Genomic DNA, 20,598 nt, shown 5'->3' on the forward strand with positions numbered 1-20,598 from the left:
TTTGGGGTAAGAGCTTCGTTGGCGCATGGAAATCCCGGCGATAAGGGCTATCGCGTCCGCTTAAAAATACGCGGACACCATCGTCCTTAATGCTGGAGTTCGGAAGGTGAGTTGGCCGGACGGATACCCTTGAAAAGCTTACTGAATCATACAAACGCCTCCTTGGCGCTTCAACGCATCCTGTTACAGACTCGGTAGCCATCGTCAGCTTTCGACAAGCACTCAAACCTCTTGAAGGCTCAATCGCTTCTCTTGCGAATGGCTATGTTTACTTCAACAATCCTGGACTCAAGGATTTTTTGAGCAATGTAATCATTAGCGATCTACTACTCCCATCCGTATTGGCTGCCGTCGGAACTCTCGAAGAGCTGAACAACATATGGAATTTCTTTAGAAGAAATCACAAAGTGTGCAGCTCTCAGATCCCAAACGACGAAGCTTGGTCGGCGGCGCTGGAGCGTATTACCTACATAGGGAAGGCGCCGGCGATTGCAATTGTGAACTCCGGACTTGAAATGTGCGCCAGCTTGCACTCCAATGAGAAAATGTTCAGCGTCATTAGTAAAGCTCTTAAAACGCTAGACAATGATCCAATCAGCGCAGTTGACGAAATGTATTGCCGTCACGCCTTGGAGCGTTATCAAGCCTTATCTCTTGAGGATCAACAAAATTTACTTGGGAGTGAAATCCTTGTCGAAGCTACTGCTGAAATGCTTAGCTCTAGCGGTGATGAACTTTCGATCGAGGACATTGGAGCTATTGCACAAGCGATCGATGTATACGGCGAGGCCCCCAATGCTGCTAGTACCGCGGCCGCAGCCGCGATGCGGGGGTTCTTAGGTGAGTTGACTGATAGATTATGGGATGTCACTTCATCCGATGAACTGGACATATTCGAGCATGAATTAATTTCAGCGCTTAAACAATTCGATGTTCCATTCGAAACCTGGATGGAGACAAAGATACAGGAGCACAGAGACTACTTGATAGAAAAAGAATCAGAGCCTTCGGAGGAAGGTTACACACCAGTGGCACGTCCATTAAAAACACCAGAAGTCTCGGACACTGATATACAGTCGCTTTTCGTCACACTTATAAATTATGGGGTCGCGGAATAAATACTTATTCTAGTAGCCCGGGGCGCCCTTCGCGGTATACTTCGGCCACTATTGGGTAGACCATTGGGTCTATCCCAGGATAGGTATCGACTTCAGCAGGTTCAACTCACGCTGGCAAAATTACGCGGGATAGGCTCTAAACACTGCGAGACCTCATCGCAGTATTCAGGGTTAGCTGCTATGAACGCCCTTAGGCTCAGTGATATGCTGCCATGGGACGGTGCATTATCCGGACCGTACAATTTGGTCGACTTATTCGTCAGATCGTTGACGAGAACATAAGGAAAGAACCCATGTTGTTCGTACACTGACTCGTACCTCTCCTGATCCACTGCACTATGAAGAAGCACCCATAAAGTTGCGAGATTACCGTACGTCTGTTCGATGTTGGCGCGTGCATTCTGCGGCCGGGTCAACCCATCCCAAATCCAGCCACCGACAGCCGTGGTATGTAGATCACTTCCGGTGATAGTGATGCTAAACATTGACAGCTCCGCTTGGTGATATTCAACACCTTGGTGCACGGCATAGTAGAAATGCCGCATGTCAAAGCCTGCGAACTGAACAGTTGCCTCCTCTGGAATTTCTGAGGCCATCTGCCGATACATCGACAACCAGAATGGGTTATGCCCGATGAATGCTTCAAAGGCTCCTGATGCATAATCCCAAGCTTTGCCAGCGGATTTGCTGGAGGTCTTGGTGAAATGATGCCGGTTCGCCCGGCTTGATTTGCCACTGACGTCCTTGGCCTCTAGGCATCGCATGACCTCCGCTAGATTATTCACAAGGTCATTACGGGGCCAGTCGCCTAGTTTGACGAGCTGAATGTAACGGTGATGCGCCTTGTAGTTTTCGACTTTCTCCGGGGTTGCTCGCGAGTCTGAGCCCAAAACCACACCGGCTTTGCTGCTCTGATCTTCTAGCCAATCACACAAATCTGTCTCAAGCTCCCATCCCGGGAACAAATAGTGCTCTTCCTGAAACTCAGGATTGAAGATCCGCTCTTTCACATCGTCCATGACCAGATCGGGCACCCGTCAGGCGCACAGCAGCGACATGCGCTCACGCTCAGCAATGGGCTCCATGACTATCAGCGCCGCACGTACGTGCGGGACATCGCGCAAGGCCAACTGAAGATCATCACAATACCCCCGCTGACTTTCTGGAGAGTCGAAGAAAGAGAACCGCATGTCGGGTGACAAGCGGGATTCTAGGCTCACCTGCGGCAAGGGCCGTTCCTGAACGATGACTGTCTGGTTATGCGCTTTGACTTCGAACCCCTTAACCTGCACGGGACAGAGATCTTGGAAGAACGACAGAGGCACATCCAGTTCTCGCCAGTGGGTGGACACCACGAAGCAGCGAATTCTGTGGCTATCGACTTTCTGGTCCTCCATGAACAGCGCGATGTATTTGCTCAGCTCATGCAAAGCGTGCCGTGCAGCCTGTTCACTACGTTTGATCTCAATGATCACGAAGTTGCCAAAGCGGTCTCTGGCCAAGATATCGAAAGCACCGCCCGAACCAATCGGATTATCGACAATGAAATTCGTACCAATTAGCACAAGCTCCGGCTCGATGATCGTCAGATCCTTCGCCAGATAGTCACGCAACTCGTCTTCATTATCAAAAAGTCCCAAGACAGCTTTCGACATGCGCGTTATCCCTGCACCAGATGTTTGAGTTCAACAAAAAAATCTCAAGCGAGTGTTCGCTCGAGCACAAGCCGTCTGCATCGAGTCCCAATGCATCAAAAACTGGCGAAGCCGGTTGGTTAGCGAAACTTGAGCCAGTCCTTCTTCAAGGGCCGACTTTCGGGCCATCTTCGCGCCGACAATCCAAACTTCTTTATTAAACGAAGGATTCCGACAAGAGGTGCTCAGAATTTCGTTCAACTGCTCAACGGGGAGTTGATCGGGATTGCGAAAGATACGGCTCACATCAGTTAGGGTGACAGTGTTTGCCTGAACAGGTGTCCCCCATCGCTGCGGCGTCCAAATAGGTGACGGCTGTCCACGCGATATAAATCCTAAGCTAGCGAGTGCCTGGCGCCCAACGTCCTGCAACCCCCCAACATTGAAGCCCCGACCGTCTGCATCCTGCTTACCGACCTTAGCGTGAACTAACACTATTTTTTTATTGACTGTATCAACGCCAATAAAATCAGCAACCTCTCGGCTGTCGTCGTCGCAGAACCACAAAGGGATAGACTCAATAGCCGTTGTCAATTCATCGTCATCGATGCCGGCAGCTGCACGTTGTGCATCACACGTTGCGGAGAAGAGTCCAAAGATAGACTGCCGATGCCACGCCAATTTATCCGCATGGAAATTCTCCCCCTTTTCGGAGATTATCTCGCCGAGTGATGTCGAGGAGTGAATATAGTCGAGGATAGGTTTGGATTCATCTTCGAGAATCCAGCGATTGCGCGGTTCGTAAAAGGTGCCTTCGGAATACACTACGCCCGGGCGCTGAATAAGTATGCGAAATGCCTGCTCTTTATTAAGCCGCTGCACCAACGTCCGTTGCTGCGCACGGTCGTCACCTTCCGGCGCACGGACAAGCTCGTTCAGCCTGTCACTGGTAAGCCGGTACTTTCGAGTCCCGGGAACGAACTCAACCTTGCAACGCACATCCTCTTCGCCAATTTTGACTATAAATTCGCCCGTCCCTGGAGTCACATCTGCGCACAAATCAAAGTAATCGACGCCCTCTTGAAGCACCCAAGCCGCGCCATCCGATTCGTCGCCTTGCATACTACCTAACGAAGGATCGAGCAAAACAGAAACCGGCTGCGCTTCTTGTTCGTCCACACTCTCAACCACCACGGCATACCGTTCAAACACTCGGCTGCGCTGTTGATCTTCGTTACCCAACTCCTGTGCAATATCCGATGTCCACTGTATAAAACCGGCTAGCGATACATAACGCTCGGATGCATCGCGCAATCGCGAGCGCGCGAAACCAACGTAGCGAGCACTACCATTAACAAAGCCTGCAGCAGTTGAAGGCACTAAAGACGGGTCAAGTAAATCCGTAAACACGTCTGCAAAGGACCGTGTTCGCATTGCCATTCCTCGAATAGCATGCTGCGACATATCGAGCGAAGAGAATGACATCCTTGAAAGGCGCGAATTACTCCCCTGTTCATTTGAAGGGAACGTCCTTTCCATTTGCGCCCTGCTAACGCGCTTAAGCTTCAAGTCAACTAGATCAACAACAAGACCTTCTGTGTCGTGCATGAAGATTAAATCGCCCTGTTTTACGGCTATAAAAATACCCAATTTCCACTCGGAGAAAAAACGGCCAACTAGATACGGAGAGGTACGCCACGCATAATATGAAAACCCAAACGATTCGGCTGGCATGTTCGCTACGGGGGTTATCTTGAAGCGATCCTTATCCATAATTTCCTCCTTGATCGCCGTATCTAAAAGCCGGATATCGGCAAGGGGCTCCTCAGACTTTAGAACTACCGCAGTACGTGGCAACTGGATGTCGGAAATAGTTAACGGTTGTTCAATTCCAAAACGCTTTCGAAACTCTCCATTAATGTATTGGTACTCGGCCATATATTCGAGCAGGCGATCAGGCAGTGCGACTTCATTGCTGACAATGTGTGCGGCGTTTCGCTTTGCATAATCTTCATATGCCTGATATCCCTCCCATGATGCGTGAATCCTGGCAGCATTCGCTGAGGAGCCCAGAACCCAGCCAGTCTGTTGCGAACCAGGTGCGTCCGATGAGTACCTTGTGGCCCTGCCAATTTGTTGCACTAGTTGCCTCGCACTTCCCATCAGGTCGAAGATAGCTATCGCAACGAAAGCAGGATCGTCGATCCCTTCCATAAGCTTGTTTTGGTGTATCCAGTAAACAGCATCCGGCCGAACACGCTGCGCTGACGAAACCTGCGAGAAACAATCCAGATTCCCCGCCAACTCTTTTGCCCTATCGTGGATAACCACGGCGCGAGTTTCAAATACACGATTTATTTCTGCTTGAAGCAAGGTGAGCGTCTCTAGATCATTAGCTCGTACAATTACTTTCGGAACCACACCTTCTCGAAACCACCTTTCGGCTTCCCTCAATCTTTCAGGTAACTCTTGTTTAAGCATCTCGACAAACCGGCTTACTGCGGGCTGAACGTCTTCCGCGACATCGGCCATCCTCGGCATGACAAGCTCTACTGGACGAATCACCCGTCGATCCAACGCTTCCTGATAAGGCATGTTAAAAACATAGCGCCCACGTACGCAGAATGACTTGTAGTCATTGCGGTATGGTGTTGCACTCAATAGCACTGTAGGAATATTTAATTCTCGGACGCCGTGAGACCATGATATCGCCGGTTCGTAGTGGCCTTCATCAACAACAATGAGATCAAACTGCGCTACTAGCTTAAGCAGAGCGCCACAACTTTCAGAGTTTGGATCTTCGAGAGCAAGAGAGGTATTGCGAATAGCAGCGAGCGCTTGGTGAGTGCCTACGATAACAGCCCGGTCAGTCGTATCATGATTCAAATGTTGCACTATTTTGGAGACATTGCTTGGAAGCAACTGTCGGATGGATGTATTCTCTAGTGGTACTCCGGTTGACTCCACGCTCCCTACAAACAATTCAGAACCGTTAGCATGTAGCCCCATATGCTGCCAAAAACGAAAGCGGATATCCGCGATGAGTTGCTCAGTTAGGGCAGTACGCGGGGTCAAAATAAGTACACGACGAATTTTGGGGATACATCGGGCCAAGACAGCTATTACTCCAGACTTGCCAGTTCCGGTAGGAAGTTTGAGCAGCGCGGCTTCTTTTTGAGAAGGCCATTCGGGCACTACTTTGTCACCATTAAGATAGGCAACAATGGTACTGATTGCGGCCCGCTGATGCTCCCAAAGCTGGGACTCTCCTTCTCCCCCCGCCCAAAAGCTGAATTTCTTTAATACCTTCAGATCTTTTGCGAACTCCGCCGCGTTGACTGATCCATCCTGCAGACTCGTGCGGGCATCAACTAGTAATTCTTTTAAATTCATTTTAACGTGCTTCCCTGCTGTCTGCTGGTTGGGTATTTATTTCAATCATCAATCTGTAGTGGTCAACTAATCCCGGACACAACATTAAGTTTTTTCTCGGCCTGAGATGGGGCCAGTCCGTTGTTGAATTGGTGCGGTCTAATCCAATTGTACCGATGCACCAGGTAATGACTGATGTCGCGGTGCGCCTCTTGAGCTGTCATGTAGCCCACGGTCGGTATCCATTCAGTTTTCAAGTTGCGGAACACACGCTCCATCGGCGCATTGTCCCACCATCAGGCCTGCGGGGCCTCGATCGCCTCGTCAAGCTTGATGACGGTCTCAAGCATGCGCCGAACGATAACTGCATCGAACTCTTCCGCCCGATCCCCTTCATGGGTCCCTTTGTTCAGGCAATTCCACTCGACTTTGTGCTTATCGCGGTATCCAAGTATCTCACCCAGGTGCGGCACGACTTCCTGGAAAACGGCCACGTCCTTCCCGCCGAGGAACTTGTGGAGCCCCGTCGCCAAGCTCATAAGGTCAGGGTCTCCCGGCCCCCTCATTCCAACACTGATCTGCGCCTGCAAATTCTTACTTGCAATCTTCTTCCAGAGACGGTTTAGCTCTTCTTCGAAGGCCTTCCGGATGTAACTCAGGGAGTCGCGAATACGCCCTTCTTCGTAGCTGCGGGTCGCCACCGTGAGGTAGTGGCGGGGCGAGTCGAGCTTCACGGTGATCTTCTTTGCGATGAACGGTACGAGGAAGTCGATCCGGGTCACCGTTTCATTGTACTTTTTCATCGGCACGGCGTTCTCGAGGCGCTTCACGAAATCCTCACCGTGGGTCGTGACGATGAGTTGCCTCTTGCCGACCTCTTCTGGATTCAATATGAGGTCGATGATCGCGCCCCTGTGCTCATCGTCGATCGAGTTCACGACATCGTCGAATATCAGGAACGGGAGGCAGTCCCTGGTGATCTTCGCCAACAGGATCGCGAGCCCGAGGCACCGAATGTGACCTTCGCTTAGTACTTGGAGCGCGTCACACTTGTCCCCGTTCTCGAACTCAATCTCTATCCTCTCCCCGGCGGCAGTCGGCAACTTCAGGGATTTGAGCCTGTCGGAAGGGTGGTCGTTCTTGTTGATCTCGTTGTAGAACTTGAGGGTCTTCTCGTTGAGATCCGCTGCCAAAGCCAAGGGCAGTCCGGCGTTGTAGGCCAGGAGTTTCTGGCGGAGCGAGTCGTAAGAGATGCTGTAGCTCCAGCTTCTCGCGACCCCTTGTTTCTCGGCTTCCGCCTCCCTAATGAGATCTTCGTTCTCTTGTTTGAACTTCTGGATAGCCTGCGTCGCCTCCTTCTCGCTCTTCGCGTTCGCAGCGCCGAGGGTCGAGATGGCCACTATTTCCTCGAGGTCCTTGGTGATCGCGAGGTTATCGTCCTCGAGCTTCCTGATCGCGACTTTGGATTGTTCGACCTTTCCGTTATGTGTGGCGGTCGCGTCCTTCAGCTCCTGTAAGAGCTCGCGCATTGCTGGCACGGCTCGGAGGAAGGTCTCGATGCCCGCCGCGTCCTTAGCGTTGGAAGCCTCAGCGCTGAACGAGCCAAGCTCGGGCGCTTTGGCGAACCCGACTGCCGTGGCGGACGCCGGAAGCTTGGCGATTGTTGAAATCAAGTCCCGCCAGCCGAGATCCAGTGCCTCTCGGATTTCCTTGATCCGTTCTTCGGCCCTCAGGGCGGCGTCGAAGTACTTCAGCTTTTCCTCCGCATTGCTGTACGGATCGACCGGAACTACGAGTCGTCCGTCTCGGTAGAGTTCGGAGGCGCACGCGGGGCACTCGTTCTCAAACTTTTCGCGGTTCCCCTGGATCGCGGCGTAAAGGTCCCGAAGAGAAAGTTGGTCCTTGTACTGGTTGAGGAACGCTTCCGATTCCGCCTTATCTTTGATGAGTCGGAGTAGTTCGTCGACGCTGGTAAGGATAACGTCTGTTCCGGGATCGGTGGCCGTTTTAAGGTTCTGCAGGCGGCCGATTTCGGTGTTGTTCTCCTTTTGCTTGCCACCATTGCTTTCGGGTCCGGTTAGGACGGCCTTGATTTCCTCGAGGTTCTTGCACTGCGGATATTTCAATAGCAGCGCAGCGCCTCGCGTTTCAGCGGCTTTGGCTTTTTCCGGGAGGCCTTCGAGGGTTGCCTTGTGTCCGGCGAGGACCTTCTCCCGTTCCGCGAGATCCCTCCCATTCTTTCCAACTAACTCGGCCAAGTAAGTGTCGAGGCTATCGTTGAACTGCGTAGCGAACGTGTTGAATTCTTCCAAGCCGAACAGCGCCGCCAACCGCGCCTGCTGGGCGACCGGGGTATTGGCCGCCACTCTCGCGAATCCGTCGATCCGGTTCTTTTCGATGAAGCAGAATTCGAAACTTCGGGGGGCCGCTTTTACTTCGATTCCTTTCTCCTTGGCGGTATCTCCATACAGAACAGGTTTCGCCGACCTCCTCGATGTGGCGTTCCTGATGTAGTCCGAGACAGGGATACGCTTCGAGTCCGCTTCGTGGATCGATGCGAGCAATCCGTATTCGAGTGCCTCGCATAGACTCGACTTTCCCGTCCCGTTCGGTCCATAGACGAAGGTGTACGGATTCTTGAATTCGAAAGTATGCTTGTCGGAGAAACCACGAAAGTGCTCGACTTCCACCTTGGTTAGCCGGACGATCTCGCTTTCGTCGGCGTCCACTTCGTCGACCGCGATTTCGAGCGCCGGAGGCGCTGCCTCCCCCTTTTCAACGATCAGTTTTGCCAAGACTTTCCCGCGCCGGCCTCCGGCTGACCCGACCGCCGCGATTTCCTGGAAACCGCCCACTATCAGGTTGGCTAGTTTTTTCTCGTATTCGGATAGATTCGGGGCCGACTTGACCAAGAAGCGTTTGAATTCGACTAGGGACTTGGACATATGCGCTCGCGTAGGGGTTGTTGTCGATTATGCGGTCGGGCGCGGGATGTCGGCACGATGCCTCCATTGTATAGGGGAAAGCCGTGTTCGATGTTTTGCGGAAGACGGCGAGGCACCAATCGACGACTTTTAGCCTATTGCAGACGCGCAACCCGATACGGTCGGCTGTCCACTTCGAACTGGGTGCTCTCGGACAAAAGCTGGGGTCTTCGTCCTCTCGCCCTGAATCGCCCCGGGTTTTCTAGACACTCTCAAGGCTCGCTGCGTAACGCTTTTCAAACTCTACCGGTGACAGCTGATTGTTGAAACTGTGGCGTCGTTTTGGGTTGTAAAACATCTCGATGTAATCGAACACATCATCTCGAGCATCCTGGCGTGTAGTGTAGATTTTACGCTTGATCCGTTCCCGCTTCAGCAACTGGAAAAAGCTCTCCGCCACAGCGTTGTCGTGGCAATTACCTCGACGACTCATGCTGGCTACCAGGTTGTTAGCTTTCAAGAAGCTTCGCCAGTCTGAGCTGCTGTACTGACTGCCTTGATCCGAGTGGATCATCACCTCTTGCTTCGGCTTACGTCTCCAAACCGCCATCAGCAGTGCATCAATGGCTACGTCGCTGGTCATCTGCGACTTCATTGACCAACCAATGATCTGGCGTGAAAACAGATCGAGCACCACGGCCAAATACAGCCAGCCTTCATATGTTCGGATGTAGGTAATGTCTGTGACCCAAACTTTGTTGGGTTCTCTGACATCGAATTGGCGCTTCAGTAAGTTCGGTGAGGCAACGGCTGGCTTACCGCCGTATTTTCCAGGCCTCCGTCGATACCCAGTCTGAGAACGTAAACCTTCAAGGCGCATCAACCTAGCCACCCGGTGACGGCCACAGCTCTCACCAACCTCTCGCAGGTCATCATGGATCTTTCGATAGCCATAAACGCCACCGCTTTCCAGCCAGGAGTGTTTGATCAATCCAAGCAGTCGCTGATCGTCCTTGGCTCGCGCAGATTTTGGTTCTGATAGCCACGCGTAGTAGCCGCTGGGATGAACCTTGAGCGTCAGGCAAAGCCGTCGAATCGCGTAATGACCCGCTTGCTGCTTAATAAAGGCGTACTTCAGCCGCACTCCTTGGCAAAGTACGCGGCGGCCTTTTTTAAGATGTCTCGCTCTTCAGTGACGCGCTTGAGCTCCGCTCGCAGACGACGTAGTTCAGCGTGCTGATCATCATCCTGCCGCCGTTCTTCTTGAGGTTTGCTGTAGCGCTTTATCCAGGCATAGAGACTATGCGTCGACACGCCGAGACGGGCCGCCACATCAGCGACAGGCAGCTTCTTTTCGGTCACTTGATTGACCGCTTGGATTTTGAATTCTTCGGGGTAACGCGGGTTGCTCATGGCACCTCCTAATTGGCCTCAGTTTAAGGCATGGAGGTGTCTACGAAATCCGGGGCGATTCACCCCTGCCATTGGAGCCTAAACCGACGAACGTCCGGATTGGGTCCAGGCTGTGTGAAAACGCTAGTGATTGTCTAACCTTCTGATCGTCTAGATCGTATCGGGGGTGATCATGAAGCGGTTCATTGAGGGTGAGACTCGGACGCAGGTAGAGGAACGAATCCATCTTGCCATCAACTACCGACACGCGTGGTATCAGCTTGAGAAAGTCCCTCATAACACGGGATGGCGGTTACAAGTAATGTTGAGGCCATGGGCGTGAAGGATATCAACATTAACCACCCCCCATAGTCAGCCTGACCTAACATCCTTGAATACCTCACTAATCTGAACAGCAGCGGCTCGCCGATCCCCTAGATCTACCAGCGTATCCAATCCACTTAGTAGCATCTGCGCCACAGACGCAGGAATAGGTTGAGTCCGCTCGGAAAATCGCTGAATCAGGCCCGCTAGCCTCGCTGGAAGCGTTGTTCCACGCCAACCGGGTGGCATCCCATCGGTTCGACCGAGCACATGGCCAAGGTGAGTCACAAAATGCTCAATAGGATAAGTGTCAAAATTCCGCTCGCAGCGGTTCACAAACAAGGAGGCTACTAAAGGTATTTTTCCATGATGGGCCAATAAAGGGTCAGTTAACGCCAGAATAGGCGCAATACCGCTCCAATCGCTATTACTAAACTTGGATGCATTTTGTGAATTCTTGATATCGATAGAGAAGAGAGCCCTAATTATTTGTTCAAGCTCCGAACAGCGTAAGCGTCCGTCACTCCACACCGCACTCTTCCAATCTGCGCACTCTAGAATCCGAGAAACGATTTTCTCAAGTAACAGTAATGCAGTTGTCTGAACAGTTGGCTCATTCCTGATTTTTTTGACTAAGTAATCAACATAACACTGCAGCAGCGTACAGAACGTTTCGTCATCCTTCCCCACCACCGGGGCGATAAAGCGACGATAACTCACCTCAGGATCAAGAATCATCGAGATACGAGCAAGGAATAGATACAAAGCGTTTCGCCATTCGAAATAACCGTGAGATTTCGCCTTAAAATCTTGACGGCCTGCACCACGTGACCAGTCGGGACAAAGGCGCTCACAGGTCCAGAGGACGAGCGAATCACACCACGTTAGAAGCAAATCCCTTGTCACGGTATCAGCCATGAATGCCGAAATCGGGGCGAGTTCAAGCACCTTTGAAAGCCATTCGGTATCCGGCTCAATAGGCGGGAACTCCCATTCTACGGTTACTGTGCGAGGCTCTGTGTTGAGTAGGCTGAATGTAGGAACTCGTCTAACCCTTGGCACATCAAGCTTTAACCAAGCAGGAGGCATCTCCGGCAAAGCTGCAGACACATTCGACTCTATTTGTTGAAGAGCATCATCAATAGCAGACTTAATCTCTGCCTGATAGCGAGCCTGGTCTTCCGGATTCCTGTCGTGTGGAGGTCTGATTATCGAGAATGACATGGCTAGACTCAATGCCAGCCATGCGCTGCCTGAACACCCTTCGTTAGCGCGTAACATTGCCCTCGAAGCCTCAATTCCTATTTCTTCAAACGGATGAGCCATGAGATTGATAAGCCAGGCCCGAGCGTCATCATGGAACGATGGATCCTGCAGTAGCGCACCTAAGGCGTGAACGGTATAGAGCACAGGATGGTGGAGCAGTTTCGAGCTTCTGGATAAGCCCATCATAGACGTGGGCATATGGAGAACTCGAGAACAAACACTGATTGCCCAGTCTAGGTCGTCAGCATCTGCCTGCCCCTGTATCAGGAGCACAGCTGCTACACCGGCTACGGCACCTTGCTGTTGAAACTCAGTAGATGTGTAGTATGCGGCGGCGGCAAATAAAGTCTCCGAATCCATCTGTTTTGCCCGTGCTATGGCCTGCTCAACACCCATAGCATTGTTCTGGCGATTCTCTAAAAACTTATCTACCCAATGGAGCAGCCCTAAACGCCCTGTCAGTTCCGAGTACTCACGGTTGAGCGATTCGAACTCGGCGTCCTTCGCCTTTGGATTGACATGTTGCACGACAATCGCAGAACCGTCTTCACTAAAGTTGGCAGTATAGTTCTCTACCTTTCCTAGTTCAGCCCAGAGCCCTGCTGTGCGCTTTAATCGGTCCACCATAACTGAGTTCGAACGATCCTCCTTATAGTCAAATGGTAGCTCTGTAGTAAACGCTGTGATGGCCTTGGAAAGACGCAGACTCAATTCGCTCTCACTGAGCACGTTCGCAGAAGCAAATGACCGCAGTTCTCTCTTCCGGCATGGTCGGGCATTCATCGCTTTCACAGCCTTAGCGTGCTCTCTACTCTCCGTTCGGAACCCGAATAGATTAGCGCCCCCAGACACCTTTGACTGAATATCCCAGTACCAGAGCCGTTGATTTGCCAAAAGAGGAAAACTACATTCGGAGAAGTGTTGACTTTCAAGAACAATTGCCACCGCAATAGCTAACACAGCAACGCTGTTATGTTCCGCCAAAACATCTTTGAGAATATCATCAACAGCTTCTCCAGCCCCCAGCCGCCTGAAAGCCCATGCCTCAAGCGCCATCAACGCTGTACCTAAAACGTACGACCCTGTCCCACCTTTTACCAATGCGTACTCTTGCTCTGTTCCCCAAAAAACTCGATCTCCCCAGGGAAAGCTAAGTGAAACGGGGATAGGAGTACGACGTTCCTCATCGGGCAAGCACTGAAGTTGACGCCACGCCTGCGTGGCATGATTTATAAGTTGACCGACTAACGCCAAAGCTGACGCTGGCGCCATGGAAAACAGCGAGTGGAACGGCTCTCTAGTCGGTGCGCTCGGGAAAAAACTACGGTGGTCAGCAATACATAACGTCCGCCAGTCATGAGCAGTATGCCCGGCCCTCCAGTATTCGCCAGACTCAGCAGAACGGCGTAAGACTTCATCAGGTAGAGGTTCGAGCAGAACTCGTAACGTAAAAGCAGCCAGTTGATTAGGGCAAATGACACTTAGTTTTGGCGCAAATGAGAAAACCGCATTACTGACTGCTGCCGGTATCTCATCGTCATCTTCTGCTTCCCAACGACTCAAATATTTTCTCGCGAACTCGGGATAGGTTTTGCTTGCTTGCAGAAGCATTTTGCGCAGCCTCGACTCGAGTTCTCTCGCCTCATCACGCTTCAGGCACTCCCAAGCACTATCTTCCGCAAGTTGTTGTCGTGAGTGATTGTAAATCTCAACATCAGCAAGCCAGGCGTCCACTTGGGAGATGATGGCTGCAGACACAACATTTGGCACATGCAATAAAGCGTTTTGCCATACTTCGAAAACGGAGGTTAAATCTGGACGAATCGAAGCAGGAAGATTACCCACAACATCCATCAGCCACCGACAGAAGCAGCGCCACGAACTGAAATCAGACGGGAATGCCATCAGATCAGCTGCCAGTAGCCGATCAGTCATATCCAGATCCGGGAACAGCTCCATACTGAAGGCCATGGGATTGGGCTTGGTCTTTTCGGCTTGAAACCAGACCGCTAGTTTCGTAACTCTTTGAGCCTCATCTGCAAGCAACACCCTGCTATAGGCCGCTTGATGCGTTGCGAACGTAGGAAGTCCAAAAGGCCCCAGCATCCAGGCCCGCAACCACTGTGATCGGATGCCCTCTGTTGCTTCCAACTGGTGCAGATAGGTTTCCCAGGCCTCGCCATCCTGAAGTTCCGACTGAGATAACAGCTCCACCACCCGCCCCAGAACAGGTGGCTCTCCCACTTCCTGAATGACGGTTACCCAATCCCCTTCCTTCGAAATGAGGTACTGAAGAAACGCCCATTCAAAGTAAATATCATGGACGAATCGCACTGTTTGACCAGCACGGACAGGTCGCACGATGCCATCGGCCTCAAGCTCGGCAAGCGCTTGCGGATCGAGATCAAGCGAAGGTATGGATCGACCAAGTTTGCTTGCTCCTGCACGCGCAAGCTGCACCAGTGCCTTGCGTCGTTGGCCAGCACGCGCAGCTTCGGCGCCGTACCCACCATCCGTCCACCATGTAGTAGCGAGCTCAACCTCGGACCGAGGAGAGCTCTCGTCTGCGCTATTTCTCATAATGAGAATGCCAGCAAAAAATGGACGGCGGACGATCGCTTTAACTTGCTCACTGCCGAAAAGCAGCGACCTAAGAGCAGGTTGAGCGCTAGCTAATAAGTGGGCTTCGTCATCGTTGAATTCGTCAACATCAACCACCTGAACCCCTCTGTCGAATAGCGCCCTCGGCAGCCAGGTTCGCACTGGCTCCATGCCAGTATCTCTAACAGTGGCAACCACTTTCCAGGAACTCAACAGGGGTGATGCGAGGATGGTGTTGAAAAGGTCCAGTAAAACTCGACGCCCTCCCACCTCAACTCGATCAATACCGTCGATAAACAAAGTCGCCGTCCCTACTGCAGAAAGCTCGACCAGCAGATCTTCCAGCGCATGGTTTCCAATGCCGCTGGCGACAGCGTACTGCGCCCACGACGCACCACTGATGCGGTCCGCTTTAAGAAAAAGAGCAGGCCCTGCTAATAGCGCGTCCTCAACGAGAGCCCTTAGCACAACGGACTTACCTGCCCCAGGCAGACCACCGATCAGAACGAAAGCGCCTCGTTCCAAGGCTACGTGGCTCTGCTGAACAAAACGCTCCCGCGGGATACTTACCCCCGCAATGGTATTGATTATTTCTGAGGCAGCCAGGCTCGACTCTTCTGCAATGCGCGACGTTGCAATTCGAAGAGAAGGCGCGGCCCTCAGTCGAAACGCACCGTTCAGCCTCGCTATCAGAGTTTTTCGATCAAACGAAGCGGCCACTCCCTCCGAAATGCGCACCAACGCAAGCAGGCGCCTCCACAAATCATCTACACGAAAATGCTCAGCAGGATTAAGGCTACCGGCAAGACTTACCACCGCATTGGCTTCGGTAGTGGATCCCTCGTGGAGCATCTCGAACCGCATCAGAACAAAGTGCGAGAGCAAACAGTGAGTGGCTGAATCCAACATCTCTTCTTCAACCAATTCTCCAAGGAGCCCCCTTACAACCTGGAACTGTTTCTTTTTTTCGCCGGCAATCCCCTCAGTCATCACTTTGTTTACAAAACTCGCCGTCTCAGCATCAGCACGTGCCCACTCACAAAGCGTCTCGAACACACGCTTGTTGGCGTCTGTGATTTCGTTAACGATCGCCCCCACACGATCAAGCCCTTTGCGGAACCCGGCAGATACCACAGTCAGATGAGCGCGCTGGATTGTTTCTCTGAAATCAGGATTGGTTTTTGCGCCGCTGATAATCAGCTTCCGTTTGACTTGAAGGCTGAGGCGCATATGCACATCATCAGCTCCTTCAGCATCGACGATCAGATCATCCAAGGGGTGGCCCAACGCCCCTTGCTGAACTGAAATTTTTTTGACAATACGGCCAGGCAGACCCGCTGCAGTTGTTTCTCCCAAAAGCGCCACGGCGTAGACAGCAACTACGCCATCTTCAAAGGTGAAGCCCGCTCCACCCGTTAACTCAGGGCTGGCAGGGGCTGCCTGGCCTTGGGGCTGACCTGCTGAAGACGGTTCATCAGAACAGTCTGGGAACTGATCATCTCTTGTCATTTTCGTCACTAATTCGCCGCGTCCATGGGAATATCTAGGATTATGCCATTTGATAAAGCTATTGCGGAGCGGCGCAATCGCTGCGCCTATTGGTGGGCGCCTGCAAGCTGTTTCTGTGGGAATACTATGCCTCCTCACGCTACCATCGCTCTCAAACGGACAAGGTTGTTCACGGGCGTTGGCGCTCTGGAGAATTATGCACATTTCCAAAATGACATTGGTCAACTACCGGAATTTCAGCAACACGACGCTGAAGTTTCAGCGTGGCGTCAACACCATCATCGGCGAGAATGGCTCAGGTAAGTCCAATATCCTTCGTGCAATCCGTCTGCTACTGGATGACACCATGGTGCGTGCGGCTTATCGACTGGAGGAATCCGACTTTTGCCGATCGCTCGGCGAATGGCGAGGCCACTGGATCATAATCAGTGTGGAGTTCGAAGAGATCAGCGCCGACGAGGCCGTGCAGGCGCTATTTCTTCACGGCACGGCTGCACTCGAAGGGGGACCGCTGGCGAAGGCCACATATAACCTCATCTTCCGTCCGAAAAAGGAGATCCGGCTCAAGCTGGCTGCTCTCGATATTTTTGATGATGAGATGCTCGCGAAAATACGCAGTACCATCACGATCGATGACTACGAAACTGTGTTCACTGGAAGAAGCAGCGCCGACTTCAGCGACCCTTCCGTCTACCAATCGATTGTGGGGGATTTCGATACGTGTACTTTCAGTGCTGAAACTGAATTTCCTCAGATCGGGGCTAAAGTACCTGGATTCCTCTCGGTTACGAAAGAAGTGTCACTGACCTTCATACAAGCCCTCCGGGACGTCGTTGCCGAGTTTCACAACAACCGAACGAACCCGTTGTTTGCGCTACTTAAGAGCAAGAGTGGGGAGATCGATCCAGTGTCGATGCTTCCTATAACCCAGATGGTCAGAGACCTGAATGCCTCTATCGAAGGGCTCGAAGACGTGCAGTCGGTTCGTAACCACATTCGCGAAACCATCAAGGATGCGGCCGGAGAAACCTACTCGCCTGCTTCGCTTTCGATTAAATCTGACCTACCAGATGAGGCAGAAAAATTATTTCAGTCTCTGCGCCTTTTTGTAGGCGAGGCCGATGACGGGTATGAGGGTGGTATCCACGAGCTGAGCTTGGGCGGAGCAAACCTCATCTACCTCACGCTGAAGCTTCTTGAGTTCAAGTATCAGCGTGAGAAGCTTGCCATTGCCAACTTTTTGCTGATCGAGGAGCCCGAAGCGCACATCCACACCCATATCCAGAAGACTCTATTCGACCGTATTTCCTACAGCGATGCCCAGATCATCTACACAACGCATTCGACCCACATCTCCGAAGTGAGCAATGTCACTAACGTCAACATTCTGGGACGGCAAGGCTCATATTGCGAGGCTTATCAACCCGCTACGGGGCTTGAGCCATCAGAGGTGAGAAGCATCCAGAGATATCTGGATGCCGTCCGTAGCAATTTGCTCTTCGCTAAAAGCGTGCTGCTCGTTGAAGGCGATGCGGAGGAGATACTGATCCCGATCTTGGTGAAGAAGGTGCTTGGGCTGAGCGTTGATGAGTTGGGTATTAGCGTCATCAACATACGCAGCACGGGGTTCAAAAACGTCGCTGTCCTTTTTCACGACCTCCGAATCCGCAAGCGCTGTGCGATAGTCACTGACCTTGATACCACCTTCTTTGATGTGACGCCGCAGCCCACTGACCATGAGTTTCTGGCAAGCAAGAAGCGCAAGGCGATAGGCTCCCAAAAAGCTGGCGCCGAACGCAAGGTTGGTCTCGATGCCTTTGTCGCTGGAAACCCTTGGATCTCGGCCTTCTATGCACCACACACCTTTGAAGTTGACCTCGTATCAGCGGGCAACGAGGAGGCGTTCGTTCGAGCAGCGAGCAAGGTCTATATAGCGCCGCACACTATCAATGAAGCGGTGGAAGCCCTTCGATCAGGTCAACCTCACCTAGTAGGTTTTCGTGCGCTGTTGATGGCTGAGTACGAGGGGAAAGGCTGGTTTGCAATTATGCTCGCCGAAGAACTGGACCATCAGGTAGCAATCCCTCCCTACATCTTGCAGGCCCTTCACTTCGCGCATGGGCACATATCCCCTCTGCTGCTCGCCAGAATCCTACAGTATCGAGTTGCCCGCCAAATCCATGCCGATCCTTCAGCACAGCCACGACTAGCACTCCTGAGGGGTGAGGTTGAGCGTTTCCAACGCGGCGAAATCGATCTTGTTTTCCTAAAAACTGCTGTCGCCCTTGCGCTACCAGGCGATGCCATTAGTTTGTTCATGGCAGGCATTGCCTGATGTTCGCCTGGGATCCCCGTGAATTGAACGCCGAGCAGTCTGCCGCAGTCGAGGAACCTTCGAGCGTATTCCTCATTGCATGCCCTGGTAGCGGAAAAACGCGGACGTTGACCTATAAGATCGCTTATGAGCTTTCGCGGGCCACGGACAAGCGGATTGTCGTGGCGATTACTTATACGCACCGCGCAGCAGATGAAATTCAGGAGCGCATTGAAGATCTCGGTGTTGACACGTCAAAGCTGTGGATCGGGACCATTCACTCATTTTGCCTCGAGTGGATCATTAAGCCATATGGCATCTACCTTCCAGAGCTTTCCCGCGGCTATCGAGTCCTAGACAAGCACGACCGCGAACTCATGCTAGATAGGCTATGCGCGCCCTACGCAAAGATCACGCACTGGGATTGCGATTACTACTTCAGCAAAACGGGCTATCACCTAGGCTGCAAAGATGCTTGGAAGCATGAGACGCTTCATAAAATTCTTGGTGAGTATTTTCACGAGCTCGCCGAAGCGCGTCAGATCGATTTCGAGCTGATCCTTTGGTATGCGCAGGTCCTGATGCGTGATCAAAAGCATATTGCATCACTTCTCGCTTCGGTCTTCTCATATGTCCTGGTAGACGAGTATCAGGACACGAAGCAAATTCAGTATGGCCTTCTTACCGCTATTTTGCGTGCCGGAGCGGGGCGAACGAAGACCTTCATCGTCGGCGATCCAAACCAAGCTATCTACGGCTCGCTTGGTGGCTACGCAGTTCCGGTGGCTGATTTTCGTGCCGAGGCTGGAATCCCGATAAGAGAAATGGCGCTTACCCGGAATTACCGTTCGAGCAAGAGGATCATTTCCCACTTCTCGAATTTCAACGTTTATCCGACATCAATCGAGAGCGCGGGATCGAATGCGTCGTTTCCAAGTAAGGTTTCGTACAACCAGCAAGTAACACTCCCCAATTTGCATGACGAGCTAGTAAGACTGATCCAGGCAAGCCTTGCTGCGGGGCATCCTCCTGAGGAGATCTGCGTGCTCGCCCCATGGTGGATTTTATTGGCATCGACGACGCGCCAATTAGTAAGGATGCTTCCGGATCAGCAATTTGACGGCCCTGGCCTAGTCCCCTTTAGCAACGATATAGACAACTTCTGGTTCAAAGTTTCGAAAATCATCCTGACTGAGTCATCGCCGAAGATGCTTGTTCGTCGCATGCGATGGGCCAGGGATGTGATCAGCGACCTTGGTGATTTAGGCGTTGATACATCGCGTCTGACGCAGCGGCTCCTATTGAGGGAATGCAACTCAATTTCAATCTCCGAGACGGATGGGATTGCCTACCTTGACCAAGCCTTCACCGCGCTGCTTGAACGACTCGGCGTAGCCCTTAATAGCTTCCCCGCATTGGTGGAGCACCGCGATGCGTTCTTTCGCAGCTCACAATCTCGGATTGACAGGCTCCAAAAGGACGGAGCCCCGTACATCAACGACATCTCTTTCTTCAGGAAGGTATTTCGCGAGCGGACTGGTATCACAGTTTCGACGATCCATGGGGTAAAAGGTGCCGAGTACGATGTGGTCATCGCGTTCGGCCTACTTCAGGGAATGGTGCCTCATTTCACTGAGTCAGCAAGCTTGGATGCCGCGAACAAGCTCCTCTACGTCGTAGGTTCCCGTGCCCGCAAGAATCTACATTTGATTTCTGAAAGCGGACGTCCCCAAGGTCGCTATGGGTACTATGCGGCTACAGAGGCACTATTCGCATGTGTCTTTGACTACGACGCAGCCGAATAGCATCCCGCCTGGCCGGTTTGAATCGCCCCTAGTTTCGTAGGCAACTTCGAGCTTCGAGGTAACGCCCCAGAGCAGGCCCGCCACGGGGCATCTGCGTTATCTTGATGAATTAATGAAAGAAGCGAGCAAGCCGCTCAGAGTTCTAGACTGCGGAAGATTCTGCGCTAGGGGTTCCAGCCATTCCCCCTACGGGCTCAGAGCTGCGGCCCATCTGAATGGCGACCCGAACGAACCGCTCTTGATTGGCAGACCTCGTGCCAGCCAAAGCGAGAGCCTCAGCTTCGAACTGAGCGCACAACTGCCACTTCTGGGTTTTATCCTTCCTTCGGCCTTTCATAA

The 20,598-nt window shown here is 52.3% G+C and carries 9 protein-coding genes and 1 pseudogene; 3 read left to right on the forward strand and 7 right to left on the reverse strand.

What is annotated here, in order from left to right; genetic code table 11:
* The first annotated feature begins 299 nt into the window (after nt 1–299).
* Nucleotides 300–1,118: a hypothetical protein gene (locus tag HBO19_RS23950; RefSeq protein ID WP_170058445.1), complete on the forward strand. Its 819-nt coding sequence runs from the start codon at nt 300–302 to the stop codon at nt 1,116–1,118.
* 101 nt (nt 1,119–1,219) lie between these two features.
* On the opposite strand, the gene HBO19_RS23955 is transcribed toward HBO19_RS23950, so the two are convergent.
* The 7 genes and pseudogenes from HBO19_RS23955 to HBO19_RS23985 all read right to left on the reverse strand — a co-directional run bounded on the left by HBO19_RS23955 (nt 1,220) and on the right by HBO19_RS23985 (nt 16,149).
* Nucleotides 1,220–2,137 (reverse strand): hypothetical protein, encoded by a 918-nt coding sequence (locus HBO19_RS23955; RefSeq protein ID WP_170058446.1) that lies wholly within the window; start codon nt 2,135–2,137, stop codon nt 1,220–1,222.
* Between the two features lie 18 nt (nt 2,138–2,155).
* Nucleotides 2,156–2,773 (reverse strand): endonuclease NucS domain-containing protein, encoded by a 618-nt coding sequence (locus HBO19_RS23960; protein WP_170058447.1) that lies wholly within the window; start codon nt 2,771–2,773, stop codon nt 2,156–2,158.
* A gap of 30 nt (nt 2,774–2,803) precedes the next feature.
* Complete coding sequence (locus tag HBO19_RS23965; RefSeq protein ID WP_170058448.1) at nt 2,804–6,145, reverse strand: DEAD/DEAH box helicase family protein; 3,342 nt, start codon at nt 6,143–6,145, stop codon at nt 2,804–2,806.
* A gap of 62 nt (nt 6,146–6,207) precedes the next feature.
* Nucleotides 6,208–6,417: pseudogene (locus HBO19_RS23970) on the reverse strand (integrase core domain-containing protein); the annotation flags it as partial.
* A gap of 3 nt (nt 6,418–6,420) precedes the next feature.
* The gene (locus HBO19_RS23975) at nt 6,421–9,069 is read right to left on the reverse strand and encodes an AAA family ATPase (protein WP_170058449.1); all 2,649 of its coding nucleotides are present in this window, start codon (nt 9,067–9,069) and stop codon (nt 6,421–6,423) included.
* Between the two features lie 241 nt (nt 9,070–9,310).
* Nucleotides 9,311–10,461 (reverse strand): IS3 family transposase gene (locus HBO19_RS23980; RefSeq protein WP_170058450.1). Its coding sequence is split into 2 segments (ribosomal slippage): nt 9,311–10,227 and nt 10,227–10,461, totalling 1,152 coding nucleotides; the frame shifts between segments, so codons are not numbered across the junction.
* A 351-nt stretch (nt 10,462–10,812) separates the two neighbouring features.
* Entirely contained in the window at nt 10,813–16,149 is a 5,337-nt protein-coding gene (locus tag HBO19_RS23985) for a hypothetical protein (RefSeq protein WP_170058451.1), read from the reverse strand.
* Nucleotides 16,150–16,336: 187 nt separating this feature from the next.
* Between HBO19_RS23985 and HBO19_RS23990 the strand changes: the two genes are divergently transcribed.
* The gene (locus HBO19_RS23990) at nt 16,337–18,475 is read left to right on the forward strand and encodes an AAA family ATPase (protein WP_170058452.1); all 2,139 of its coding nucleotides are present in this window, start codon (nt 16,337–16,339) and stop codon (nt 18,473–18,475) included.
* A complete protein-coding gene (locus tag HBO19_RS23995) occupies nt 18,475–20,259 on the forward strand; it encodes an ATP-dependent helicase (RefSeq protein ID WP_170058453.1) in 1,785 nt (594 codons plus the stop codon). Before HBO19_RS23990 ends, HBO19_RS23995 begins: the two co-directional genes overlap by 1 nt.
* The last annotated feature ends 339 nt before the right edge of the window (nt 20,260–20,598 follow it).

The organism is Pseudomonas sp. WS 5021, assembly GCF_012985535.1.
GTDB lineage: Bacteria > Pseudomonadota > Gammaproteobacteria > Pseudomonadales > Pseudomonadaceae > Aquipseudomonas.